The organism is Microcoleus sp. AT3-A2 (genome assembly GCF_036705685.1).
GTDB lineage: Bacteria > Cyanobacteriota > Cyanobacteriia > Cyanobacteriales > Microcoleaceae > Microcoleus.
In genome coordinates, this window is record NZ_JAUBVF010000079.1 from 1 (window position 1) to 24,865 (window position 24,865).

At 44.3% G+C, this 24,865-nt stretch carries 31 protein-coding genes and 1 tRNA gene; 13 read left to right on the plus strand and 19 right to left on the minus strand.

Annotated elements, in window-relative coordinates; all coding sequences use genetic code 11:
* Positions 1 to 90: 90 nt before the first annotated feature.
* Positions 91 to 1,167, minus strand: a complete 1,077-nt coding sequence (locus tag QUB37_RS26570; RefSeq protein ID WP_333167878.1) for a hypothetical protein — start codon at positions 1,165 to 1,167, stop codon at positions 91 to 93.
* Between the two features lie 123 nt (positions 1,168 to 1,290).
* Positions 1,291 to 1,584 (minus strand): helix-turn-helix domain-containing protein, encoded by a 294-nt coding sequence (locus QUB37_RS29930; protein WP_445251269.1) that lies wholly within the window; start codon positions 1,582 to 1,584, stop codon positions 1,291 to 1,293.
* Positions 1,585 to 1,988: 404 nt separating this feature from the next.
* On the opposite strand from QUB37_RS29930, the gene QUB37_RS26575 reads away from it, so the two are divergent.
* The 3 genes from QUB37_RS26575 to QUB37_RS26585 are packed head-to-tail and all read left to right on the plus strand — an operon-like array spanning position 1,989 to position 3,434.
* Positions 1,989 to 2,273 carry a hypothetical protein gene (locus QUB37_RS26575; protein ID WP_333167881.1) on the plus strand — a complete coding sequence of 95 codons (285 nt, stop codon included), beginning with the start codon at positions 1,989 to 1,991 and terminating at the stop codon, positions 2,271 to 2,273.
* A complete protein-coding gene (locus QUB37_RS26580) occupies positions 2,263 to 2,862 on the plus strand; it encodes a hypothetical protein (RefSeq protein ID WP_333167884.1) in 600 nt (199 codons plus the stop codon). Before QUB37_RS26575 ends, QUB37_RS26580 begins: the two co-directional genes overlap by 11 nt.
* The gene (locus QUB37_RS26585) at positions 2,859 to 3,434 is read left to right on the plus strand and encodes a hypothetical protein (protein WP_333167886.1); all 576 of its coding nucleotides are present in this window, start codon (positions 2,859 to 2,861) and stop codon (positions 3,432 to 3,434) included. The genes QUB37_RS26580 and QUB37_RS26585 overlap by 4 nt, the downstream gene beginning before the upstream one ends.
* Before the next feature lie 406 nt (positions 3,435 to 3,840).
* Here the strand turns inward: QUB37_RS26585 and QUB37_RS26590 are convergent, their stop codons facing one another.
* From QUB37_RS26590 to QUB37_RS26635, 10 genes are all read right to left on the minus strand, one after another.
* Positions 3,841 to 4,866 (minus strand): hypothetical protein, encoded by a 1,026-nt coding sequence (locus tag QUB37_RS26590; protein WP_333167889.1) that lies wholly within the window; start codon positions 4,864 to 4,866, stop codon positions 3,841 to 3,843.
* Complete coding sequence (locus tag QUB37_RS26595; protein WP_333167892.1) at positions 4,863 to 5,522, minus strand: hypothetical protein; 660 nt, start codon at positions 5,520 to 5,522, stop codon at positions 4,863 to 4,865. Before QUB37_RS26595 ends, QUB37_RS26590 begins: the two co-directional genes overlap by 4 nt.
* Positions 5,523 to 5,563: 41 nt before the next feature.
* Positions 5,564 to 6,028 carry a hypothetical protein gene (locus QUB37_RS26600; protein ID WP_333167895.1) on the minus strand — a complete coding sequence of 155 codons (465 nt, stop codon included), beginning with the start codon at positions 6,026 to 6,028 and terminating at the stop codon, positions 5,564 to 5,566.
* A gap of 70 nt (positions 6,029 to 6,098) precedes the next feature.
* The gene (locus tag QUB37_RS26605) at positions 6,099 to 7,391 is read right to left on the minus strand and encodes a replication initiation factor domain-containing protein (protein WP_333167898.1); all 1,293 of its coding nucleotides are present in this window, start codon (positions 7,389 to 7,391) and stop codon (positions 6,099 to 6,101) included.
* The gene (locus QUB37_RS26610) at positions 7,342 to 8,601 is read right to left on the minus strand and encodes a hypothetical protein (protein ID WP_333167900.1); all 1,260 of its coding nucleotides are present in this window, start codon (positions 8,599 to 8,601) and stop codon (positions 7,342 to 7,344) included. Before QUB37_RS26610 ends, QUB37_RS26605 begins: the two co-directional genes overlap by 50 nt.
* 3 nt (positions 8,602 to 8,604) lie before the next feature.
* Positions 8,605 to 8,958: a hypothetical protein gene (locus QUB37_RS26615; protein ID WP_333167903.1), complete on the minus strand. Its 354-nt coding sequence runs from the start codon at positions 8,956 to 8,958 to the stop codon at positions 8,605 to 8,607.
* Positions 8,959 to 9,100: 142 nt separating this feature from the next.
* On the minus strand, positions 9,101 to 9,298 hold the full coding sequence (locus tag QUB37_RS26620) for a hypothetical protein (protein WP_333167905.1): 198 nt from the start codon (positions 9,296 to 9,298) through the stop codon (positions 9,101 to 9,103).
* Between the two features lie 2 nt (positions 9,299 to 9,300).
* The gene (locus tag QUB37_RS26625) at positions 9,301 to 9,582 is read right to left on the minus strand and encodes a hypothetical protein (protein ID WP_333167907.1); all 282 of its coding nucleotides are present in this window, start codon (positions 9,580 to 9,582) and stop codon (positions 9,301 to 9,303) included.
* 119 nt (positions 9,583 to 9,701) lie between these two features.
* Positions 9,702 to 10,283 carry a hypothetical protein gene (locus QUB37_RS26630; RefSeq protein WP_333160457.1) on the minus strand — a complete coding sequence of 194 codons (582 nt, stop codon included), beginning with the start codon at positions 10,281 to 10,283 and terminating at the stop codon, positions 9,702 to 9,704.
* Entirely contained in the window at positions 10,283 to 10,471 is a 189-nt protein-coding gene (locus QUB37_RS26635) for a hypothetical protein (RefSeq protein ID WP_333167910.1), read from the minus strand. The genes QUB37_RS26630 and QUB37_RS26635 overlap by 1 nt, the downstream gene beginning before the upstream one ends.
* 136 nt (positions 10,472 to 10,607) lie before the next feature.
* Here QUB37_RS26635 and QUB37_RS26640 point away from each other — a divergent pair, with 136 nt between their 5' ends.
* Together QUB37_RS26640 and QUB37_RS26645 are read left to right on the plus strand one after the other, a co-directional pair.
* Positions 10,608 to 10,871 carry a hypothetical protein gene (locus QUB37_RS26640; RefSeq protein WP_333167912.1) on the plus strand — a complete coding sequence of 88 codons (264 nt, stop codon included), beginning with the start codon at positions 10,608 to 10,610 and terminating at the stop codon, positions 10,869 to 10,871.
* Complete coding sequence (locus QUB37_RS26645; RefSeq protein WP_333167915.1) at positions 10,868 to 11,512, plus strand: TraX family protein; 645 nt, start codon at positions 10,868 to 10,870, stop codon at positions 11,510 to 11,512. The genes QUB37_RS26640 and QUB37_RS26645 overlap by 4 nt, the downstream gene beginning before the upstream one ends.
* 17 nt (positions 11,513 to 11,529) lie before the next feature.
* Here QUB37_RS26645 and QUB37_RS26650 read toward each other — a convergent pair whose 3' ends face one another.
* Both QUB37_RS26650 and QUB37_RS26655 read right to left on the minus strand, forming a co-directional pair.
* Positions 11,530 to 11,730, minus strand: a complete 201-nt coding sequence (locus QUB37_RS26650; RefSeq protein WP_333167917.1) for a hypothetical protein — start codon at positions 11,728 to 11,730, stop codon at positions 11,530 to 11,532.
* Between the two features lie 98 nt (positions 11,731 to 11,828).
* A complete protein-coding gene (locus QUB37_RS26655) occupies positions 11,829 to 12,668 on the minus strand; it encodes a prephenate/arogenate dehydrogenase (RefSeq protein ID WP_333167920.1) in 840 nt (279 codons plus the stop codon).
* Between the two features lie 38 nt (positions 12,669 to 12,706).
* Here QUB37_RS26655 and QUB37_RS26660 point away from each other — a divergent pair, with 38 nt between their 5' ends.
* The 6 genes from QUB37_RS26660 to QUB37_RS26685 all read left to right on the plus strand — a co-directional run bounded on the left by QUB37_RS26660 (position 12,707) and on the right by QUB37_RS26685 (position 19,543).
* A complete protein-coding gene (locus QUB37_RS26660; RefSeq protein WP_333167924.1) occupies positions 12,707 to 14,269 on the plus strand; it encodes a pentapeptide repeat-containing protein in 1,563 nt (520 codons plus the stop codon).
* A 96-nt stretch (positions 14,270 to 14,365) separates the two neighbouring features.
* A complete protein-coding gene (locus QUB37_RS26665) occupies positions 14,366 to 15,928 on the plus strand; it encodes a pentapeptide repeat-containing protein (protein WP_333167926.1) in 1,563 nt (520 codons plus the stop codon).
* A 79-nt stretch (positions 15,929 to 16,007) separates the two neighbouring features.
* Entirely contained in the window at positions 16,008 to 17,537 is a 1,530-nt protein-coding gene (locus QUB37_RS26670; RefSeq protein WP_333167929.1) for a pentapeptide repeat-containing protein, read from the plus strand.
* 22 nt (positions 17,538 to 17,559) lie between these two features.
* Positions 17,560 to 19,068 (plus strand): helicase C-terminal domain-containing protein, encoded by a 1,509-nt coding sequence (locus QUB37_RS26675; protein WP_333167932.1) that lies wholly within the window; start codon positions 17,560 to 17,562, stop codon positions 19,066 to 19,068.
* Between the two features lie 65 nt (positions 19,069 to 19,133).
* Positions 19,134 to 19,346: a DUF2839 domain-containing protein gene (locus QUB37_RS26680; RefSeq protein ID WP_333167935.1), complete on the plus strand. Its 213-nt coding sequence runs from the start codon at positions 19,134 to 19,136 to the stop codon at positions 19,344 to 19,346.
* 125 nt (positions 19,347 to 19,471) lie between these two features.
* Positions 19,472 to 19,543 (plus strand) — tRNA-Val (locus tag QUB37_RS26685).
* A gap of 91 nt (positions 19,544 to 19,634) precedes the next feature.
* On the opposite strand, the gene QUB37_RS26690 is transcribed toward QUB37_RS26685, so the two are convergent.
* From QUB37_RS26690 to QUB37_RS26705, 4 genes are all read right to left on the minus strand, one after another.
* Positions 19,635 to 19,841 carry a type II toxin-antitoxin system HicB family antitoxin gene (locus QUB37_RS26690; RefSeq protein ID WP_236506884.1) on the minus strand — a complete coding sequence of 69 codons (207 nt, stop codon included), beginning with the start codon at positions 19,839 to 19,841 and terminating at the stop codon, positions 19,635 to 19,637.
* Positions 19,841 to 20,035, minus strand: a complete 195-nt coding sequence (locus QUB37_RS26695) for a type II toxin-antitoxin system HicA family toxin (RefSeq protein ID WP_333167944.1) — start codon at positions 20,033 to 20,035, stop codon at positions 19,841 to 19,843. The genes QUB37_RS26690 and QUB37_RS26695 overlap by 1 nt, the downstream gene beginning before the upstream one ends.
* Positions 20,036 to 20,269: 234 nt before the next feature.
* Positions 20,270 to 21,175, minus strand: coding sequence for a hypothetical protein (locus QUB37_RS26700; RefSeq protein WP_333167946.1), 906 nt, complete (start codon positions 21,173 to 21,175; stop codon positions 20,270 to 20,272).
* Positions 21,176 to 21,200: 25 nt separating this feature from the next.
* Complete coding sequence (locus QUB37_RS26705) at positions 21,201 to 21,533, minus strand: type I restriction-modification enzyme R subunit C-terminal domain-containing protein (protein WP_333167948.1); 333 nt, start codon at positions 21,531 to 21,533, stop codon at positions 21,201 to 21,203.
* A 272-nt stretch (positions 21,534 to 21,805) separates the two neighbouring features.
* Here QUB37_RS26705 and QUB37_RS26710 point away from each other — a divergent pair, with 272 nt between their 5' ends.
* Positions 21,806 to 22,747, plus strand: coding sequence for a DNA polymerase beta superfamily protein (locus QUB37_RS26710; RefSeq protein ID WP_333167951.1), 942 nt, complete (start codon positions 21,806 to 21,808; stop codon positions 22,745 to 22,747).
* Between the two features lie 119 nt (positions 22,748 to 22,866).
* Positions 22,867 to 23,628, plus strand: a complete 762-nt coding sequence (locus QUB37_RS26715; protein WP_333167954.1) for a DNA polymerase beta superfamily protein — start codon at positions 22,867 to 22,869, stop codon at positions 23,626 to 23,628.
* Positions 23,629 to 23,817: 189 nt separating this feature from the next.
* On the opposite strand, the gene QUB37_RS26720 is transcribed toward QUB37_RS26715, so the two are convergent.
* On the minus strand, positions 23,818 to 24,603 hold the full coding sequence (locus tag QUB37_RS26720; RefSeq protein ID WP_333167957.1) for a hypothetical protein: 786 nt from the start codon (positions 24,601 to 24,603) through the stop codon (positions 23,818 to 23,820).
* Between the last annotated feature and the right edge of the window lie 262 nt (positions 24,604 to 24,865).

Here is a 24,865-nt window from a genome sequence, read left to right on the forward strand (position 1 = left end):
AAAGCCTTTTAAGTGGACATATAAGGGTAAAGTCTTGGCGGCCTAATAGTCTGTGTATTTACGCCGAGCTGTACTAGATGGAAACGAAAATCAAAAAGCATCACCTCCTGGAGGCGAACGAGCACCAACGCCATCAGCCAACCGATGCTTGTAGCAAGGTATCGAAATAATGCGATCGGGAGCAATGTGAGTAACAGTGCTGCCATCACAAAGAATTGCAGGGACAGCACCACAAGGACAGCGCTTGACATCTTCAGCTAGCGGCCAATACCATTCCTCCGGGCAAGGAGCCCAATAAACCATAGAATCCAGAGAAACTTCCAGAGGCTCAAGATTCTCAGCGTCCCAAGCAGCCATCGCATCGCGAAAGTCATCGAGGCAAGCAAAATCGTCAGGGTCGGGCGGTTCATCAGTTGCCACCACCTCGAAATCAAGCAAAGTCAGTTGCCCGTCGGCATCAGCTTGATAATGGATTTCAGGCTGGGGGGAAAAGTAGCGAGCCAAAAATCTATCAGAGAAAGTGACACCAGGGGAAGTTTCAGTCGCTGGTGCGATCGGCTCCTGAACTGGTTCAAATTCAAAACCGGAAATTTCTTTCCGCTCCTGGACTCGATCGACTTTGGAACCGGAAATTTCTTTCCGCTCCTGGACTCGATCGACTTTGGAACCGGGGAGAGTGTTAGCCGCTGGTGCGATCGGCTGCTGACTTTGAGGTTCGATTGCCGATGGTGCCGCCAATTCCTCCGCAACAAATTCAACAGCAGGTTCAACCAAGCTCAAACAGTCGCGTCCTACAAAAGCATGATAAGCACCAGAAGGCTCGTAACGGCGATCAAATTCAACCCGTACCGTAAAGCGCGTACCACCACGCATAACTCGCCCAGTCATTCCAGAAAACAAACCAGAATTTATACGAACGCGATCGTTACGAACTAAAAAAGGTGAAGTTTCAGCCACTGGTGCGATCGGCTCCTGAACTGATTCAGTTTCGACACCGGGGGAAATTTCAATCAAAGCCAGGAGCGGAAGCTCGACGCCAACAATCGCATCAATCCAAGTTTGGCGGCAACGCCGATCGCCCGACGGGACAACATTGAGCTCGCGGGCGATCGACTTGAGTTCGCCAAAGGTCTTTGCTTGAAGCTGTACGGCAGTGTAGGTGTACATAGTTTGAGAGAAAGGGCTTGAGCCTTATAACACAAGCCCAGAGAGAGTTACAGGGGTATCTGAAACTAAACTAAATCTATTATAAGTCATACTTGTGACTTATGTCAAGACTATGACCTATAATTAAACAGAATTAGCAAACAACGGTTTCTCAGTTGAAGGCGAGGAAGAAGGCTCGTGATATAAAAAATCACCAGGCTGCAACTGAAAAACTTCACAAAGGCAATCCATAACTCTTTCGTTAGGGACATAAAATTCATCACTCATCAACTTAAGACAAGTACCTTGCCCTAAATGAGTTAAAACTCTCAACTTATAAGCATTAATCTCTAAAGGTGACTCATTAGGCCACCTAGCTTCAAAAAAATGCCGACACTTATCATTCAAAACTTCAGGGACTCTATGTTTCACAGGCATATCAAAGAACAACAGTTATATTGTAAGTCATAAACTTGACTTAGGTCAAAGTTGTGACTTACAATAACTATCGTGGTAAACAACACCAGGCAAGCCAAGGTGTAGAAGTCTAAACTTGCCTACCACACATTCTCTCAGCAATTTCAAGCTAGCCCGCACCATCGGGACTCTCTGATGTATTAGCCGCCGGATGGGGCAACGGCAGCTTTCATTAATTAACTAAAAACTGGCGACACCTGCCAGGGGAAAAATAAAGGGGCTGTGAACGCTGAGAAAGGACTTGACACTCAGAGTCACAGGGGGAAGGTACCAGGCCCTAAGTCCAAAAAAGAAAATCCATCCCATCAAAGTGGTGAATACAGCCGGGAGAGACCGGCACTTATTTACTTACTGCATTACTGCAAATGAACAGCGAAGAAGAAGACATCAAGGCATTTACCAACGAGCTCAAACAAATCAAAACGTCACAACCTGTAGGCGTCAGACTACCTGAAATCGCAGTATTTGCCATGATTACTCACATTCAACTGGCGAGTCGACACCCAAACGCGACCAGTGAATTTACAGAAATTGCAATTTGTGCGGCACTACAACTGCAAAAAATCTTCAAAAACTATCCAGTGACTTACAAAATCCTAGAAATGGGATGGAACCGGGAACACGATCGCCCAATAAGACATGAACAGTAGTCAACTTCCACTGTTTGACACAAACACCGCTACCGGAAGCCTGTACAAAGCCGGTGATTATGTAAAACTGCGAAGAAAACCAACAATCGCAGCATGGGTTAAACGCGGCGAAGTTTTCCGAATCAGCCAAGTACACCCCATCAACGGCAGCCTGAAATTCTGGAATCCCCACATCAATCAGTGGGATTTTTTGTATCCAGAGGAAGTTAAGTTAACTGTCGAGCCTGTTGTAGGGGAAATCTCCCCCGCAGCGCAATCAATTGTCGAGCCTGTTGTAGGGGAAGTTGCAGAATCAATTGCAGAGCTTGTTGTAGGGGAAGTTGAAGCAAGCAAAAGTTACTACAACTCGGATGAAGGATACAGCGGCAACGGCTGGCTCGAAAGCCACTACAAAATCCGCCGCGGTGGCAAGCAACATTCCATCAATTGCCCTGAAATCGGATGCACCGGCCCTTACTACAGTTACCGCTGGATGGAGGGAAAACGGCAGCGGGCGAAATACTGTACAGGCAGCAAGTGTCCAGCAGTCCGCAAAGCTCTCAGAAGCGGGGAACCAATTAGTAAAATCTTAGAAATTATCAACCAATGAAAATCTCCCAACTGCAAACTCGCTACGGCCTAGCCAGTAAACAATCTGTGTACGATCGCATGAAGGCACTGCAAATAACTCCAGTCAGTCGCGGGGAAATATCCAGTCAGGCAGTGGACGAACTGGACAAACTGCACAAGTTTATGAAAAGCAACCCAGGAGCTAAAATCTGGGAGTTTCCAAGGAATGTAGAATCTTTGTCTAGTGGACAACTAGACAATTCCACTGGACAACTAGACAAGTCAACTGGACAACTGGACAACTTCAACGAAACGCTGCAATTAGTTGAGGCGATCGCACGCCACTTCGCCGCCAAGCAAGATCCGCTGGCAAACTACAAAGCGCTGGAATATGCCGCCAATCACATCATCCTGCTACCCAGTTCCAAAATCAAAGAGCTGACCGGGGCAAAACCTAGCAAAAATCAATTTCAACGAGGGACTTTTGTTTTTACCAAAACAGACAGTAAAATCGGGCGAGAAACAGCTTGGAGGGTTCAGATGACAGCTAACGCATTCAGAGATGCAATGAGAAGCAAAACCGCAAACAATACCCGCTGGTTAGATCCTTAAGCATCAGACCAGTCATCATAACTGTCCCTGCAACAAACTCTACAGTAGCAGCTAGTAGCGGCGCTGGTAAAACTTCAGAGCGCAAGCCAAGGACCGAGCTTGATAGCGATAAAAATCGCGTTCGCGTTTTAGCCGCGCAATCCGCTGAAACAAAACACGAATAAAGTATTGTCTCTTCATACAAAATATAAAACTAAATCTGAGATAATATCACCTCTAGTGACTATATGTCAACTTCTTTAGGTTATACCGGGTATTACTCACCCCGGTTGGCCTGCGGCGCCCTAAATCTTCACCAGCGCGGCCGGGAGGGCGGGCCATAAGCCGGCTCCCCCCCCGGCCCACGTTCTTAAGCGATCGGTTTATCACTTAGGTGATTTTTTATAGAATATTTGTAACTAAATCCTCAATCTTGACCATCTTTTAACCCTCTCATCCCAGCCCACCACAAAGCAGTCGGGGTGCCATTAAAATCAAACAGCTCATAGTTTGAGTCATACTCTACATCAATCTCACGCACAAACCAGGCAGTCTGCTGAATATTCCCCCATTCCGTAAATCGCACCGCACCATACTTTACAGACTCACGGTGAACTATATAACTACCGTGAAGAACAACAGCACGACGAAGGCGACGAGGGATTAGACCTTCAATTTTGTAAAAAAGGCGATCGGTAGCGCTGCGACCGCGAATGCGACGCTTCCAAATTTGGTCATAGCTTGAAAATTCACTTACACCCCAAGGGTAATTATGAGTTTTAGAAAACTGAGATAACTCTTCTAATATCCAGTAATTCTTGAACCAAAACGCATCAGCCCACTGCAAGTGAATCTGCAATCCAATTTCAAATTTAAGTTGAGGATGTTGAGAGCGCAGCGCTAAAACCCATTCAGAAAATTTATCAAAAACTTGAGGGCGATCGAACGAACTAAACGGCTCACTAATTATAACAGTTGAGCCAGTGGGTAAACTTTGTAAAAATACTTTTAATCGAAAATCTTCGTACTCTGTATGATTGTTTAAGTAAATATTAGTGAAAAAATCATCCAAAGTAAATGTTTTAAACTGGTTTGTTCGACTATCTAAAAATTTTATACGATGAGCAACACAATCATTTTCTTTACACCACTTCATTAGTCGAGGCGATTCATGATGATAAAAATCCTCTCGAAGTTGATACTCAATAACGAAATAACTAAATTTATTCTGAATATTTTGCCAAGACTTCCTAAGCTGCATATTAGGCGTGAGGTTTTCAAATAATCTTACAGAATCTACAATCGTACCTAGTTTTAAGGGCAATTCAAACGAATCAACAGGTTTAGTTAACCAATTTTCAATTATCACAGTGTAAAGCAGTAAACCAAAAATAGTAACGAAAATATTAACAATTAATCCAACCTTTAAACCATTCAAAAACAATTTAATCATTTTACTTTGTTACTCCATCCGGGACGCCAACCGCGACATTCTACATCAGTAAACTCTGCATTCCAATAACCTTTATCCCATCCTGAAGAACTTTCTAAATCCTTCCATTCTTCATCATTCAACTGCTTAAATCGATTGCCAGCAATAATTTGATGAGGCAAAGCGCGAGAAATTAAAAATGGTTCAGGAATTTTAAATGGATTATATTCAATTTTCAATCCATCAACTTCTGCATAAGAATATCCAATTAAAAAACATCCCTTAGATTGAGATGCAAACTCAGAAGGACTTGCCCAAATTGTTTGGAGCCAGACTTTTTTGCCATTACAATCTGGAGGAGTGCATGGTACAGATTCAAAACCTACATCACCATCCCCCCAGCAATCTCGATCAAAACCATAACCACAAGATGCCCATTTAGCATTCCATTTTTCATAATTTCTTGTAACAATCTCATATTGCATCTGATAATAATTATCACATTCCTCCTGAGAAGCAGGATTGATTATCCCCGCAATAGTAATCAAAACCGCAACAATCTGCCACAGAGTAGCGCCAATCGAACCCAAGGTAAACCCCACCAAATAAGCAGCAGACCTAGCACTCAACATCGAAGCTGAAACCACAACCAGCGGCGCAACTTCAGCAATCAACAATCTCAACCCACCAGCTAATTTTGCAAAACGAAGCAACATAATTACCTCCTACTTGCTAACCGCCAAGCCTTAACCAAGCCGGCAATAAGCATGACGGGCAAACCGGTAGTGTACATCACCACCGCGGCGTACCTCATAATCGGCGAATTCACCGAATCAATAGCGGACATCATTAATGCCGGAATCCGTATGGAGTCAGGGGAAGTTGGCATCAAATCCAAAACTTTATCAGATAAAGCAAGTCGACCACTTTTATTGAGCAAGCAATCATATTGCTCAAGTTCAGCAGCAGTCAGCGGTCGCCGCCAGGTATTAGCCAACCAAAAAGCATCAGGGTTAGCTTGTGACTGACTGCCGCTAGAACTGACAAGCTCCAGGGGCTTATCCTCAGCGCGTATATCACGAGTGTAAAAAGCCTGACAAAGACCAGTCAAATCAGTTCCAGGCGGCACATTCCCCATACCGTAAGCAGTGGAAATCATCTCACTGGTATTAGTCTGAATCATCTGAAAGGTGCACCAAGTGTACGTTGGAGGCGGGGGCGCAGTAGCAATGTATAAAGGAAGGAAAAACATATCAATCACTAAATATAAATTTAATTCCTAAACCCATGATTACAAACGGCTTAAGCGCGTTGACTATCATGCCGGGAAGACAAAGCTGCTGAAACTCTAAGCCAGAACTTATCTGAAAGCAGCCGTCACCGATGTTGTCAAAATACGCTTGCTCGGCAGCCGTGGGTTGAACAATATCGATGGGAAACTTCTGAGTCATCTGAAATGAAAGCGGCACCGGCGCAGGACAACTCAACCCAGAAGCGATCGCCCCAGGAGTGTGAGCCAACATCAGAAAAACTCCCAAAGCAGTGACCCCCAAAAACTTGGCATTCTCCAAAATAGTACGGTGGCGTGGTTTCATCCGCAGCTTGCCAACCGCCAACATCGATCGCATAAATTTGTCAAAGCACTCTGACCCCATAAATTCTTCAACCATCGCCAAAGTAGCAGAATGCTTTTCAATAAAAGCGATCGAACGCTCAATATCCAAGTGAAGAGACGGAGCAGGAACCGATATGGGGCCATACTTATAATCTTTGAAAAATTCTATATCCTCACGCTGCCGAGAAAAGTTAATTTGGCCGCAAACCACACCATTTAAAAATTTAGGCAGTTCCTCAACAGGACAAGTGACCATCTCCTGCATAATCCATTCAGCACGAGTACGCTTAAATTCAATCTCAAGGCGATCGTAATCTACCCCATCAATATTTTTATCGTAAATTCTGACAAATCGCTCCGACTCGCGAGAACCTAAATATACTGTAGTACCAGGACGATTATTGCCAGAATTAGAAATACGACGGATAGAGCGATATCCAACCAACAAATTATCACTTAAAAAAACCTCCCAATAACGACGCGACAACCGAGGATTTTGAACCGGGAAATCAAGCGCAATATCAATTCTATTGGCGACAAATTCCTCCTCAAACTGACAAAAAGCTAAAAGAGCAGCAATCTTGTCAAAGCTAACTCCTGAAAGGGTGGAACCATTAAGGTCAACAAAATGCTTATAAGGTTCATGACTTCCAGCGGCAGGATAACGAGTACCTATCAAACTACCTTGAAATTCATGAACTTCATGCCAAACTTTATTTAAAGCAAGAATGTTAGTATCACGAACATCCTGCAATTGTTGCTGCTTACGCTCAAATGGTAATCCTAAAGTACGCTGAATTTGTCGAAGCATACTAGGATGATAACTAGACACCTGAAATCTCAACCAATCAATTCTAATGTTTCGAGATAAGTATTCCATATTATTTGAACATTTGAACGGGTAAATAAAACGAGCCTGCAAAACAAACAAACGCCAACCAAGGATTTCTAGGTAAAAACACATTAATCAGTAATGAACTAATAAAACATAAAATTAATCCAATAAACACCCTCCACATTATTTTATATCCATCTTTAGTCTGTTTATCGAGTTTATCCCATATTAAACACTCCCTAGTAATTCTCAAGTCTAATTTTTTCAATCCAGGGTAACTAGCGGCAGGAAGCATATTCCACAAAGGAATCAATTTCTTCTGAAAAATATGAGGCCCTGGAAAAGGAATCTCACCCTCTAACTTCCAAGCAACGAAAGGATAATTGTTACTAGCTTCATAAATCCGCTTTTTTTTAAATCTATCAGCTTTATAATATTGGTCTAATTTCTGTTCAATCTCGTCAAAAGTATGACCTTCATCAAGCAAGTCTTGAGCTGAAAGTTCAACTGAGCAAGCAGAATCAATTATATAAGGTTGATAGCCAAAAGTCTTATCAAGCAAAACTTTATCATCCTGTTTTTCCAACAAACCGAAACTGTCATAAATTTGAAAAGTTAAGTTATCTAAAGCACTAATTATACCCTTCCAATGTTTAGTTGCGAGTACCCAAACTTTAACAGGATTTTTGCGAACTTTAGGGTCCCTAAACCACACCTCGAATTCACTTGGCATAAACAAATGACAGTCCTTAAAAAGTAAACGCTCGTTGCCCAATTGTTCACTCCACACAGTCGTACCCTCAGCATACAGAATTTCAGAACAAATCTGATGAAGCGAGGAATGGACTTGAGTAGGATATTGCGCGGCATACACTATATGCTGGCACATTTTGCGATTGTTTGCTACTGCGTTAAAGGCTTCAGCCGGTAGAGTCCAGGACTGTGCGCTAGGAGCGTACAAACCCATTTCATCAAGAAGAATTACAGCTCTGCGAATTTGAAGAAATTGAGCAAAGTTTTTATTGCTGGATACATAATAAATAATACCTTTGGGTATATTATTCCAAAGCCATTTTAAGTTATTGATTTTGCAGTAATAAGCTAAAAATAATGGGTCAAGATTAAAATTAGTTACTAACCGAAGCTTATATTTTTCAGCTATCCGCAGTCCGTGCTGCAACATCAACAAACTCTTACCCCGCCCAGGAAGTCCATATATAGCAGTAAAAGGCAAAGTAACCTCCTTTAAATTAAAAGGCGATCGCCAAACAATCGCGATCGCCTTATCTAAATGGTTACGCTCCAAAATCTAAACGCGGCTTAAAACCATGTTTAGAACGCGAAGCGTAACCATAAACCCCATCGGGGCCAACGCGACCCCAAACGCCGCCAATCCAATACCATCAATGGCTTGAATCATATTAATTGCGTTAGTGACTCCAGAAGCAATACTAGCTGCTGCAGCTTCAGCAGCATCACCACCAGCACCAGCAGTGGGAGCTGCAAAAACACCCCCAGCAGTCAAAACAGCCCCCCCAACAGCTAAAGCGGCACCGGAAACAGCAACAGATTGAGCTAGTTTGCTGTGATCAGCTTTCCAAAAAAGCTCATTAAGTTTACGAACTTGCTCAGGGTCAATAGATGAAAAAATCTCATCTTGCACTCGATCTTGAACTTGAACCATGTTTGCCACCTAACCTAAAAAAGACTAATGAATTGAGAAAACCAGGGGCTAAGCACCAATACCGCAACCCTGAAACGGTATCTCGCAGCAGCATCAACTACTGAATCAATAAATTTCTTCATCAATCAATAAACCTCTTAGCTAACACAATAAACGCATGGGTAGAAGTAGCAGCTAAAGCAGCTTTCATTGCCCAATCCATTGAGAACTCAATCACAGGCTTGATATCTTCTTTAATGAAATTCATCGCCTCAGCAGCGCTACCTGAAATGCTCGGAGCAGCCATCAAGTAAATCGAAAGAAAAGCAGCGCTCCACATAGTTAAGACCTCATTCTTATAGCTATCCCAAAAGCACAGGCAATGGCCATACTACCAAAGTGGTCAGCGATAAAATCTTGAGTGCTCATCTTCATATTTTCAGCAAATTGTTCAGGGGAACCCAAAACAGTCGATATTCTTTCCACTGCTTGAGCTCCAGTAATCCGATCGCTTGCTAATGCAACGCTGTAAGTATCGCCCAAAAACCAAAAACCACAACCGAGAATAATAGAAAGTGCGGCCAAACGGCGAGAATGACAACCATTAAATCGATAGGCATTCATTGGCACCTCAATCAATAAACAGTCGAACTATCCGAAGAATCAACGCAAGGCAGAAAAACTGAGTTAGTAAAATAAAAAGGTTAGACCAAAGAAAGCTAACGATAAGTGATATCAAATCATCATTGCTGTACGTGGTCAGGAGTATCATCCAATTCCTCCTCTTCGTCGCCATCACGAGAAACTTTAATTTTCGACCACTGAGTTTTCGTGATATTAAACAACGCAAAGTAATCCTTGAAAACATCACTAGGAGTAGCACCAACTGCCTTAATCCACCCATCCCAGTAAGGAGTAGGATTATTGCCATTGCCAACCGCAGCAGGTTTTAAAGCGAGAACAAAACTATAATATTCTCCCTCAATTAACTTACTAATATTGAGCGAAGGAGTGACGCCGACCTTACAGTTGTAGGGATTGGCAACTTCTGACATAACCATATCAAGCGGAGTCTCAACAGAAGTTGCACCGTTATATTTTGTCAACGGCATCTGACCCGTCTGTAAATATGGCAAAAACAGGAAGGCTTTATTATTGCCAGAAGCGTTCAACTCCGAACCGCCCCATCGAGCCCAACACAAAATCACAGGATAACCCGGGACGTTGGTTGTCTTCATTCCCTGACGAGCAGTTGTTTCAGGGCCAGTATCCCCAACGCGGAGAATACTGGAAATTAACTCACGACCTTCTTTAGTTACAGCCATTACTTGGAATTCTCCTTGTAGCGGCGCCACATTTTATCCCGCCAAGATTCTCTAGGAGCAGGTGAAGGAGTATAGGTAGGTTTGGGCGGAGGGGTATAGGTAGGTTTAGGCGCAGGAGTCGCAACCGGTGGCGGTGGCGGCATTGTCGTAGTGCTTGCGATCGAAACCGCTAAAATCAGTTCAATCATTTTATTGCCCAATCAATAAATCCATCTTCAGAGAGATACATAGTCAGCACAACAGTAATGCCACTTATCTTTTTGGCAACCCATTGCTTTAAATAAAGGTGTTTACTAAAATTTAAGTGACGAATTGAGAAAGATTATGAGGAGAGTTGATGTATTTGTATTGGCAGTGTTATCTCGAAAAAATAGACTATCTCTATCAAGCATTGTAGAAGAAGTAAGAGGAATCAATTTAAGTAAACCACCGTCACGAATTGGAATTTACAAAAGATTAAATGTGTTAGGAACTCAAAATTTAGTGGGCTTCGAGTGGAAGCAAGGAGAAAAAATCTACATAATTTCTGAAGAAGGTCGAGAAAAAATTAGTGAATTTATCAATCAATTAATAGGAATATCAGCATGAGTCAAAATGAAATCAAGTGGCTAGCAACGTTATTAATGGTGATTGACCACGTAGGTTTTTTGCTAGAAATAGAGCCAATGATAATTATTGGCCGCTTAAGTTTTCCACTGTTTGCATGGGTTCTAGTTCAAAATTGGAAACGACGGGAGCCAAATAGTAGTGCTAAACCTTTAATTAGGAGACTACTATTGTTTGGAATAATCAGCCAAGTTCCATACGTAATACTATTCAACAGACTAGAGTTTAATATATTAATTAGCTTTGCGCTGGTTGTAATAATATTCACACAAATTCATAAAGTAGAAGTAAATAAAAAATTCCTAATAATGATACTAGGACTGATAGCAGCTCAGTTGTGGGGAGTAAGTTACGGATGGTATGCAGTCGCTTGCCCACTACTAATGATTAATCTCAAAGGCAAAGGCGATCGGATGTGGTGGATTAGTTGGTGTCTAATAAACGGAGTGTATGCAATAACATCAGGTTACTTACTTCAAATATTTGCAATTTTCACCCCGCTAATATTGGCTTACCACGACCCAAGTAAAGACCGAAAGCCAAGTGCGATCAAGAAAAGGTTTTTTTACTACTTCTATCCCATCCATCTGGCAGGACTAGCGGCACTGCGAACAATTATGTAAACAAAAACCCATCAAATCTATTTTTCTGTAGGCTCTTTCTTTTTAGAAAAAGGATTAGACAAAGCTTCATGAATGGAAGTTAAACGCTCCAACCTATACAAGTAATCGTCTAAAGCATCCTCACTCAAAAAGGATTTAGCATTTTCTAAACCATCTCTACACTGTTGAAGCAAAGAAGATATCTCAAACTGTAAAAAAACATAATCTATAAGTTTCATAAATTCTAACGCTGGGGATTCATTTTAGCGACTACACCAACTATTTGCGCCTCAACCTGAACGTCAATTACTGGTTGAATTGGCTTGTAATTTTTGGCTCACAAGTTGTAATTCTGTCTTGCTTGTTGAGTCTGCTTCAGCTTGTGTTCGAGACTTTGCCAATTTTCGGCTGCAATATCGCTGATGAACTCGTCGAGACTGTCGCGGTAAAGAGAGAGCGATCGCAATAATTCCTCTCGATTGTACTTTGCCACCATCACTCCCAGTTCGGGATTGCCGCCGCCAACGCGGCTCGTGTCCCGAAAACCAGAACTCGCCAAATGTTGGGCCAAATTAACAATATCCCGATCGCCCTCTTGATCGCAGGCAGCAACCAGCGTCGCGCTCGCCATGAGCGGCAAATGAGAAATCCAAGCCACAGCTCGATCGTGCTCGATCGGCTCACATCGGTAAACTTTAGCACCCAGCAACCGCGCAATTTCCTCAACCTTCTCCACCGCAAACGCCGGCGTCTGGGCAGTCGGCGTCACCACGTAAGGTCGGCCCACAAACAAATCCGGCACCGCCGCCTCAATTCCGCTTTCAGCAGTCCCCGCCATCGGGTGTCCCCCCACAAAATTCTGCCACAGAGGAGACACAGCCTGCACTATGGGTGTTTTTACGGAACCGACATCGGTTACAATAGTATCAGGGGAAAGATAGGGCACCAACTCTCGGACGATCGGCTCGATCGACCCCAGCGGCGTGCAAATAAAAACCACATCGGCTGCTGCCATCAGAGACAGGTTTATGCTGGCTTCATTGACAACACCGCGAGCTTGCGCCCGATCGCAAGTCTGCTGCCGACTCGAAACCCCCAAAACATTAAACCCGCGCGATCGTAAATCCAGCCCGATCGAGCCGCCAATTAAACCCAGTCCTACAATACCGATATTCATAGCAATAAAATGGGGATATTTGATACGGTGCCGCCCCCATGACAGTCGAGGAACTCCTGAAAAAATATGCCGCCGGAGAAAGAAACTTTGCCGGAATCAACCTGACTGAGGCCAACCTCAGCGGCGTCAACTTGAGCGGAGCCAACCTCAAGGGTGCGAATCTGAGTGTAGCAAACCTGAGCGGAGCCAACCTCAGCAAAACCAACCTCACAGGTGCCAAACTCAACATCGCCAGACTCAGTGGCGCCCATCTAGGTGGCGCCGACCTCACCGACGCCGACCTCAATGTCGCCTACCTAGTGCGAGTTGACCTCAAAAAAGCCACACTCACAGGAGCCAAACTGATCAGAGCCGAGCTAATTCGAGCCGAGCTCAGCGGAGCCAACCTTAGCGGAGCCAACCTCAGCGGCGCCACCCTCACCGAAGCTACCCTTCGAGGAGCCAACCTCGCTCAAGCCAACCTTCGAGGCGCTCACCTCAGCGGCGCGTGCTTGACAGAAGCCAACCTCGAACAAGCCAACCTGCAAGGAGCCGACCTTAGCCGAGCCGACCTCAGCGGCGCCGACTTGCGAGGCACAGAACTGAGACAAGCCAACCTCACTCAAGCCGTACTCAGCGGCGCCGACCTCAGCGGCGTCAATTTGCGCTGGGCCATTCTCAGCGGCTGCAATCTCCGCTGGGCAGACTTGAGCGAAGCCAAATTGAGCGGCGCCGACCTCAGCCGAGCCGACCTCTGCCACGCCAACTTGCTGAATGCCAGCTTAGTTCACGCCGACCTGTCAAATGCCTATCTGATCCGCGCCGACTGGATTGGAGCCGACTTAACCGGAGCCACCTTAACCGGAGCAAAACTTCACGCAGTTTCGCGGCTCGGCATCAAAACCGAAGGCATGACCTGCAAGTGGGTTGATCTTAGCCCCAACGGCGACCACAGCCAAATTTACTGGTTGAACTCGGGAGGAACCCACGAATTTTTTCATGAAACCTTGCCCACAGTTCGGATCGTGATTGACTCGCCCTTAGACCAAGGCGCTCATTTTGCACTAGCTGCAACTTATTACCAAATTGCCCAACAATACCCGAGTTTAAGTCAGCCTCCCACGATCGAAGTCAGCTCCAGGCGCACCGTACTCGCATTTAAAATGGACAGCGACGATAAATTATTTGCCACCGCTTACGTTGCCATCATTCCTTTTAACGACGCTGCCACAACTCAAAAAAACCTAATAGCTTTGATGAAAATGATTCAATCCCACGATGCAGGCAAACTTAACGTCAAAGAATCTAAACACGTCCAGTTATGCAGCAAAGCTCTTAACCAAGCTATCAGCAAAGTAGACCAAATCAAAATTTCCAGTTCTTTTCCAAAAATAGGCGAAAGCATCAATTTTTTTCAGATTCCAACACAGATGAGCTTAATTAATTCTCGCGATCAAAGACTCAGCGTATATCACCACCCAGCCTTCGGCAAGCGCCTGATTAAAAAATACGATCCAAGTAACTCAACATCGGGGAAGTTAGCCGAAAGCACAAAATTGGCTCAAGCTAATATCACTAGCATTTTGGATTTTATAAAAGGCTTCCACAATATAGATGTCTAAGCATATTGCATCAAGTTACAGAAAATGCTTATTCTAGTTTAAAAGTTGGCACAATAAAGCTTTGTTCTAGCTAAGACATCAGGGAAATTGAAAAGCATGGATGCCGAAGAACTCATCACCAAATATGCAGCAGGAGAAAGAGACTTTACTGCCATCCTCCTTTGCGAGGCAAATCTCAGCAGGATCGATCTCAGTGGGGCTAATTTCAGTGAGGCAATCTTGAGTCTCACCAACATGAGTGGCACCAATTTGTCAAACGCCAACATGAGAAAAGCCAAACTCAATGTTGCCAGACTCAGCGGTGCAAATCTCTACAAAGCCAACCTCAGCGGCGCTATCCTCAACGTGGCTAACTTGATTCGAGCCGACCTCAGCGAAGCCCAACTCGTCGAAGCTACAATGATCAGATCCGAACTGATCCGAGCCAACCTCAGCAGTGCAAACTTAAGCGGGGCAAACCTCAGCGAAGCAGATTTAAGAGAAGCCACCCTCAGAGAAGCCAATCTAGAGCAAGCCGACCTCAGCGGGGCTCACCTGAGAGGCGCTTTTCTAACAGCGGCCAACTTGGAACGAGCAAACTTGCACAGAGCCGACCTCAGCAGGGCAGACTTGCGAGGAGTCAACCTCTGCAATGCCGAACTCAGACAAGCTAATCTTTCTCAGGCAAACCTTAGTGGCGCTGACTTGCGAGGCGCTAATCTCCGGTGGGCTGACCTCAGCGGGGCGAACCTGACCGGCGCTGACCTCGATGAAGCGAGATTGAGCGGGGCGAACTTGTACGGGGCAAATTTGAGCAATGTCAATCTGTTGAACGCTACTCTGGTACACGCAGATTTGACTCAAGCGAATTTGATTCACGCTGATTGGGTGGGCGCAGATTTGACGGGGGCGGCCCTGACGGGGGCAAAAATTTACGCGGTGTCTAGGTTTGATGTGAAAGCAGATGACATTACCTGCGATTGGGTTGACCTCAGTCCTAACGGCGATCGCAGCCACATTCAGCGCTTTACCCCAGAAGAATCTCAAAGGTTTTTCAACGCTACACCGCCGACAGTTCAAATTATTGTCGATCGACCCCTCGACCCCGATGCTAACTTTGTCCTTGCAGCTACCTACCGCCAAATTGCCCGTCAATACCCTGCTTTGAACCATCCTCCCAGTATCGAAGTTAATTCCAGGCGCACAATCATATCATTTAAAATAGAACAGGACGAGCAACTATTTCCCACCGCTTTCGTTGCAATTATTCCCTTTAGTGATGCAGCATTTACTCAGAAAAATTTGATTACTCTGATCAAGATGATTCAACCCCAAAGTGGTAATAACCTGGGCGTCAGAGTCTCAAATATGGTAGTGCAATTAAACGTAGCCCTGACCAAAACAATGAGAAAAATAGGGGAAATGAAAATTCAGCCGATTCGCCTCGATCGCGAACCGATGTCAAGTTTTTTCCAATCACCTACCCAAACTGTACTGGCCAACTCCAGCGCCGAAACTTTGATGATTCACTATCACCCAGATTTTGGCAGAAACTTGACAAATTTGCCCGGAGTCAACAAAACATCTATCAGTCCTGCAATTAAAGCTCAAAGATTTACCACTCCGCCACTCAATACGGTCATTGAGTTTGTCAAAAGCTTTTATCAGCTCGGTGAGTAAATACTATAAATTAATTTGATATCATTTCTCTTCATGCCATATAAAAGTTAGCCGATCGCCATTTTATTCAGGTAAACAAATGGAAGCTGAAGAACTGCTCAAACGATTTGCAATCGTCAAAAGATACACTGAAGGCGACAGAGATTTCACAGGAATCAACCTGAATGAAGCTAATCTCAGCCGCATCAACCTCAGCCAATCAAATTTAAGGGGGGCTAGCTTATTTGTCACCAACCTCAGCGGCGCTAACTTGAGCGAAGCTAACTTGAGCGAAGCTAACCTGAATGTGGCTAGACTCAGCAGTACCAACCTCTCGCGGGCAATCTTAAACGGGGCTACTCTCAACGTAGCAAACTTAGTGAGAGCCGATTTAAGTGCAGCTCAATTAATCCGAGCATCCCTGATTAGAAGCGAATTAGTCCGCTGCGAACTCAGCAAAACTAACTTCAGCGGTGCAAACCTGACTGAAGCAGATTTAAGAGAGGTAAAACTGACGGAAGCTAACCTGTGCGCTGCTAATCTTTCCGGTGCAAATCTCAGAGGTGCTTCGGCTGCTTCAGCTAACTTTCAAGAAGCTAACTTACACGGCGCAGATTTGACGAAAGCAGAACTTAGCGGCGTTAATTTTAACAATGCCGATATGAGACAAGCTTCATTGCAACAGGTGAATCTCAGCAGTGCCAATTTGAGCGGAGCTAACCTCAAATGGGCTGATTTGACGGGAGCTAACCTCAACGGCGCCGATCTCAGCAGTGCTAAATTGAGCGGAGCTAACCTTAACGGAGCAGATTTAAGAAATACTAATTTAGGAAGTGCTAGTTTCGTTCACGCTGATTTGACAGAAACAAATTTGATTAATGCAGATTGGGTGGGCGCTGATTTGAGGGGAGCAACTTTAACAGGAGCAAAACTGTATTTGGTTCCTCGATGTGGCATCATCGCAGATGATATTACTTGCCAGTGGGTTGACCTCAGCCCCGCAGGCGATCGCACTCAGATTCAACAATTTAATTCGCCGTCAGAATCGAGAAAATTTTTAAATCACACGCCGGGGTTAGTGCAAATTGTGGTTGACGCACTTTTAGACTACTCAGCAAACAGCACTTTAGCAACAGCTTACAGCGAAATAGCTCGGCATTACCGGGCAATGAATTTTCCTCCTAATATTGAAGTCGGCTACCGCCGCACAACTCTAACTTTTAGATTTGAGAGCGATGAGTATTTATTGCCAGCAGCTTTTTTGGCGATTCTTCCTTTTAAGGATGCTGTACAAACTCAGAGAAATATTATGGTTATTGGCAAAAATATCGAAACTCAAAATTTGGAAGAAAAACAAATATTGCAGTTGCGTAAAGCATTGAGTATAGCTACAAATAAATTAAATGAGTTGATAAATTTGGTCTCTGATATATCACGGGTGAGTCAGCCAACAAAGTTTTTTGAGTCACCTACCCAAACTATTTTAATTAGTTCGGGACAGGAGAGTTTGATGGTGAATTCTCACGGGAATTTTGGGAAGGGAGGTGCAACTCATCAGGAGAGTAAATTCAGTTTGCCTCTCGGTCAAAAAGTAGTTGATTTTCTGGCCAGTTTTGATTATGTTGAGTGAGAAATGTCAATTTTAAAACCGATTGATTGAGGTAGAAGTCCACAATTCGCTGCTCCGCTTCCTGCGATCGAACTCCGAGCCGCACTGGCCCCACCATTTAACGATGGCGCGGCTCGTGGCGCGGGCATTGCGCTTGGGGCGCAGCGCTCTGATCCAAACGGGGCTTCCTGCTGGAGCTTACCGACAGCGGTATCGAGTCAGCTATTTGATGCCGATTTTGATGTGGCCGGAACCTGTGATTTTGGTGGCGCCGACACGGCTGATTGAGCATTTGAGAGCTGTGGAAATTCCACGTTTGCAAGAGTGGCTGCAAACTGATAAGTCGATCGAGACTTATTCCGATCGTGCCACTGGACGAGGATTGATGCTAGCCGATCCAGAGTCGTGGCTGGCGGCTCGCTTGGCGGGGAATTCGGAACTTCACAGCAATATTCCGACAATTATCGACGGTGTGGATGACTTGGAAGTTTGGACGCGCCAGCAATTGACGGCGTGTTTGCAACCTGCTGACTGGAATGATTTAATGCAATCTCAGCCTTTGGAAGCCGATGCAATCCTCCAAGGGCGGGTACTGCTAACGCGGGCTTTCTTTCAGCATCCGGCGAAACCAGAGGAGTGCTATTTGCTGGAAACGGCAGAGCAAAATATTTTGCAGGGGCTGTTTGAAAAAATCGAGCCAAATTCGCTGATTCCGGCTGCTTGGAGCAATTTTTGGCAGCGGTGGGAAGCAAACGGAAAACTGCGGTGGGCCCAAATTCATCGGGAGGCTGGCTCATTTTCTCTGTTCTGCGCGCCGGTGCAGGTGGCTGAGGTTTTGAGCGAAATTTGGGATTGTCAGCCTGTGGTGTTGATTGGGGGGGCGGTGGATGTGGAACCGAAGGCTCCGATCTTCCGGCAAATGCTGGGACTGCCAGAACTGACGAGCGTTAAGTTTTCGCCCGATCGACAAAGCGAATTAATTCAACTGTACATTCCCAACTGGCTGCCGCTGCCAAATACGCCGGAATTTCAGGGTGTTTTAATGGAAGAAATTCGGACTTTGCTGTTGATGAGCGCGTCGGTGGCGGGTTTAACGGTGCTGATTGTTGGTGATGTACCGCTGAGGGCTCGGCTGGCGGCGATTTTGGCTTCTGAGTTCGGTTCTCGCGTGCAGGTAGAAAAGACAGATGTGGGCGAGAATGCGATTTTGGTGACGGGGTGGGAGTTTTGGCGGGAACATCAGGGGGAATTGAGGGCGCCTCACTTGCTGGCGATCGCAACATTGCCGCTACCTTCTTTGGAGAATCCTTTGGTGACGGCGCGTGTGGCTTATTATAAGGAACGGCGGAAGGATTGGTTTCGGTTGTATTTGCTGCCGGCGGCGCTGAATGAGTTGCAGCGGGCGATCGCGCCGGTGCGAGAACGTCAAGGGGTTGTGGCGATTTTCGACAGCAGGGTGATTCACCGCAGTTATGGACAGCAGGTTTTAGCGGCTTTGAGTCCTTTTGCGAGGATTGATTATTTGGATACGACGTGGCTGACGCAGGCTTGAGATGACCTGTTGGCCTATAATTTGGTTAGGTATCCAGTTGAAATCTAATTTAGTAGACAAAGATTATGGGTGAAGCTAAGCGTCGCAAAGAGTCGATCGGCGACGAATACGGTAAAGAAGAACGCATCGTTGCCTGGCTGCCAATCACGAAAACCCAAAGCGAAGATTTTGTGAAGTGGACAAGTCGCGGAAGCTGGTTCGGGATTAGCCTTTTGGTGGCTTGGTGGATTGTAGTGCGATTTGTCGGCCCCTCGGCGGGTTGGTGGCAGGTTAACTGATGCCAGACTCGACAAATGCCTGTATTCTTGGCATTGTGTCGAGTTAAACTCGGAAACCAGCGGCTGATTTTTTAGGAAAAATTTAGTTGCAAATTTGGACTTGGTATGGTATGTTAATTATCTGCGGGCAATTAGCACAGTGGTAGCGCACTTCCTTCACACGGAAGGGGTCACTGGTTCAAATCCAGTATTGCCCATCTAAATTATTTTCTGATTCGTCTTATTTCTTAGTCCCCCTCTGCTGGGACGAAATTTTCTGTAGCCGCAGTTTCAACCGCCGTCAGCTTCTTAAGCTTCAACATATTCGCAAATAGAGACAGGTTCGGGAATCGGAAAAGCATCCTCTTGTAGTCCTTCAATATGGAAGGCGATCGCCTCTTTAATTAAATTTCTCACCTCTTCTAAACTTTCAGCCACAGCTACACATCCCGGTAAATCTGGAACATACGCACCGTAGCTAGTTTCACCTTTTTCAATTACAACAGCATAACGCATTAATCTTCCTCCTCTACTTGAGATTGTCGCAAAACACTTTTAAGCGTACCAATTGGCATATCAACGCCTAAATTACCTAACACAGTGACAGTTCCCGCCTTTTCAGGGTGTTTAAATTGACGATGACTGCCCTTTGTTCTAGCTAAATACCAACCATCATCTTCTAACATTTTAATAACTTCTCTAACTTTCATTTTTCATCTATAAAACTCATCAACTCCCGCACTTCTATCCCCATAATATGCTCTAACTTCAGCAACCTCTCCATTGTAACCTGCGCGGCTGATAAAAAACCTCATCCTGCTTTGGGTTCCAGACTCCCGACGATGGTAATCTATCTCAAATTGGGTCAACTGGCCGGAGTTCAGCGTCAGTGAGCATTTTTTAGAGTCTGTTTGTAAAGAAATTTAGATTCCTAAATCCCCTTGCTAATGATTCATCCAATTACTAAGCTTGAGAGTTGAGTTTTCTACCCAATATTCTCGTCCAAGTTGTATCAATCCTCTAGGCAACGGATTTTTGGCTAGCGGATTATGTATCAATACAAAATCGTTTCCAGGGTAATTTGGATAAATTAGTGCTTTTACATTTGAAAATAAGATAGCACTGATTCCGTCATAATCAGAATTTGAAAATATATTTGTTGACACAGGGCTACCTGATTTTTTATAGGATGCGTCTTGATATTGATGATGTACATCTAATACTTCTAAGGAGTCGATATTTATTTCTATAACTTCATTTCCAAAGGGAAGAACACAACGAACTATTCTAGGAATATCTATCTCTTTGCTTGCCGATGGGATTGCACCACCATTCACAGCTATAACATAGCAATCATCTTCTAAAATAATTTTTTTATCAGTATATTTCTTGAATTTTTCATACTTTTCATCTATCACAGAAGAGTAACGTAGTTTGATTTGCTCATCGGGAACATCTCCACACTCTATTTCAGGAACTGCATCAGCACTCGTACCTGCTGTTGGGGCTACGGCTTCCAACCATACCTTCAATTTGTCACTCAAAATCAGTAAATCTGGTCCCCCTTTATGCTTATCATATGGAACTAATGATATTCCTTGTTTAATCAAAGAAAACCCTAAGTACATTTCCCAAAAGCGAGGATGAAAATATTTTCTTACTTCTTGCAAAAAATTATTATCTGCATAAGGCTTATACAAAGACCACATATCCTCAATATTTCTCTTGTCATCCTTATCCTTAAAAAACATAGATTGAATAATTTTTTCGTCTTCCGAAAAAGTGAGTCCGTCTCTAAGACTCTTATATAAATCATCTTCAGCAGGTCCAGAGGTAAAAAAAGAAGACATGGCAATTCTAAATTAAAATGAAACTCTAAGCTGCTAACCGTTCCGCAAACTCAATTAACTCATCCACCTCCTCTTCACTAAACCACCGCTCAACAGCATCCTCCCCAAACCTATCCAACGGTTCCTCATACAAATCTGCTACCTCCAACCGCCGATTCTTCAAAAACACATTCTGAACTGCCCGTAAAAACCGAATCTGATTCGCATTAAACTGACGTTCTTGTATAAAATCCTCAAAATTGCGCCTTACCACATCTTGATAATCCGGCAATCCCTCAATCTCGAATAACTCTCGCAGAAACGATAATAAACTATTTACCTTCAAATTAAACGCCTTGCGAATATTCGACTCCGACAACTGCCGGTTCCCCCCGCGCAACTCTTACCTCACTGTACACTCTAACGCGACCAGTTTCAAGTCCGTCACTGCTTCCCCATTGCGAATTGCTGCAATTGTCGGATGAGTCTCCACAATTTCCAACACCTTTTCCTTAAGTCGCTGGCCGTGTTCCTCCTCGATCGTTAGACAATGTTCAACAAGGCCAAATCCCCGATCGCCCAAAACTCCCTTTCATACTACATATATGCTACACTGACATTGTAGCTCGTGTCCCCGCAGGAGGTTTCCTCATGACAAACCCCAGTCTTCCTCAAAATTTCAACTTAATCGTGCCCGCCGGAACCCAAATTGTCACCAAAATTGAGGTCAAAAATCCCGGCGGCGACCAATCTTGGAAACAGGGCGCAGTAGGTGTCATTGTCAAATCGCCTACGGACAATTCCCACGCATATTTAGTCAAACTCCCAGACGGAACAGAAGTTAGTCTGCGGCGGCACGAACTCAGCATCCGCAAGCAGTTTCAGAGCGAAGGATTGCAGTCAGGAGGAGATTTTTTGGCAGAATACAACCTCTATGATTCTGTAATTTACCGCTGCATTGTTGGTTCCAGAGCTTATGGTCTTGATAACGAGCAATCCGATACAGACAGACGCGGGATTTACCTGCCGCCCGCAATACTTCATTGGTCGCTTTACGGCATTCCAGAACAATTGGAAAACCAGGAAAACCAGGAATGCTATTGGGAACTGCAAAAGTTTCTAGTTTTGGCACTAAAAGCTAATCCAAATGTGCTAGAATGTTTGTACACCCCATTAGTAGAAACTGTTTCTCCTGTAGCACAAGAATTGCTCGAAATTCGGGAAATCTTTCTTTCTCAATTGGTTTATCAAACTTACAATAGCTACGTTTTGTCTCAATTTAAAAAAATGGAGCAAGACCTCCGCAATACCGGGGAAATTCGTTGGAAGCACGCGATGCACTTAATTCGCTTGTTGCTGTCAGGAATTACTGTCCTCAAGGAGGGGTTTGTACCTGTTCGCGTGCAGGATTATCGATCGCAACTTTTATCTATCCGCAACCAAGAAATATCCTGGGATGAGGTGAATCGCTGGCGGTTGAGCTTGCACGGTGAGTTCGATCGCGCTTTTGCTGCAACTTCTTTACCAGAACGTCCTAATTACGAGAAAGCGAACCTATTTTTGATTAAATCTCGTAGAGGTGCGATCGGCTAAAAGGGGCGCGTTTACGAGATCATTAATTTGAGACATATATGGTTGGTAAAACTCGCCCCTACAGGTATTTGCGATTGTTTAACCGGAATTGAAATTAGCATTGATAAAATGTTGAAAAAATGACAGAATACATCTCGAATCTCGCCCAAATTATCTCCGTTCAACCTTACCCGCTGCTGTTTGCGACTGTCAGCGGTTCGCACTTATACGGCTTTCCTTCCGCAGATTCTGACTTCGACTTGCGGGGAGTACACATTTTGCCGCTACCGAAAGTAATTGGGCTGATTTGTGGAGAAGAAACAATCGAAGTTTCTGAAGTTCGGGATGGAATGCAACTCGATTTAGTAACTCACGACATCAAGAAATTTTTTGAGTTGCTGTTGAAGCGCAACGGCTACGTGCTAGAACAACTGTATTCGCCGCTGATAGTTTACAGTACAAAAGAACACGAGGAATTAAAAGATATCGCCTCTAATTGCATCACCAAGCATCACAGCCACCACTATCTCGGTTTTGCTCACAATCAGTGGAAATTGTTTGAGAAAGAACAGCCGCGTCGGGTTAAGCCGCTGCTGTATGTTTACCGGGTGTTGCTGACAGGGATTCATTTGATGCAAACTGGGGAAGTTGAGGCAAATTTGGTAAAACTAAATGAAAAATTCCAGTTGTCGTACATTCCCGATTTGATTGCTAGAAAGCTGGGCGGGGAGGAAAAATCGGTGCTGGAAGATGCTGAGATCGAGTTTTATCGACAAGAGCGCGTTCGACTGGTTAATATATTGGTAGATGCAAGTAGTACAAGTCATTTGCAGTCAAATTCTGATGCAAAGGTTGCTCTTAGCGATTTTCTGGTAAAGGTGAGGATGTCATCTGTGAACTAAGCTGTTCCAAGCCTAATTAGTCGTTTGGTGCAGCAAGCACCCTACATATTAGTCTATTAGTCGTTTGGTGTGCCGAAAATCGCAGCACCTCCAGTCCAGCACGCATCAGTACGAAAGAAACCGGGTTCTTTATCGACATTAAACACCCGAATACAGTATTTTCGTCGCTCAAACCCGGTTTCAAGTGATTTACCTTGATCTCGTGTTTGCTGGTTCGCTCATGGCAGCTAGGCCAATATTTCGATCCTCAGTAAATTGTAAGTTTTTTCCTGGTATATAAATATTCCAAGTTACCCCGCCTAAATAGGTCTTGATATATGACATCAAGGCGTTGATAAATACAACGATACCGAGCATTTCTAATGACTCTTCAACGGTCACTATTACCTGGTAAACTATATTATCCTCTCCCACTGTAGAAGCTTGGTATCCCCCTAGCAGTTCCATCCCCAATGCTCCTCCAATATAAAGAGAGCACGCTGCAACAAACATTTTTTTTGTAGGAAGAGGAAGGTGTAACAGGAACTTACTGTAGGATATGAGAAAGATTGCTAGTAGAAAACCGAACGGCACAATCCAAGTAAAGTAAAGAAATCCTGTGGTGGCATTTAGGAGACTTCGCATTGGATTTACCAAGTTTTCGTGCAATTGACCAGCTTCGTCTAAAGATAGATATAAAAATATGAATGATAAAATTTTCCAGTGACGCTTGTAGCGACAACTATCCAAATTTTTCACATAAGCAATCACACCTAGCAATAGAGAACTAAATAGCAATGCCAAAACTGAGTATGCCGTTGGAATGTTCCGCTCGGAATCAACGCTGAATACCTTTACGAAGTAGTTGTCAGACGGGCTAGCAGGCAAGAAGTACACCGTCATCTCACTTAAGAAAGATATTACAACTAGACAGGTCACCACTCGAAGCAAAAATTGGGTTACAGCCCCAGGAGCTAAAGGAATGTTGAGTTTCATATTCTATTAAGTGTTATTTTAACCTTCGTTTAACGGAATCTTATCAAAAGAAAAAACCAATGCGGTCTACCCAAAGACAGAGAAGGCTGCTGCAGGTGAATCCCCTCTTTTTGTTGTAAGCGTAAGATTATCGTAGGGTTAAGGAATGTAGCAGACCTCGATCGCCCTTAGTTTTATCGTGACTATATAGTCATTTCAAATAAGTATGAGACACTCTTTATGCACAATAAGCACGAATAACTTCATCAAGAGATGTGTTAGG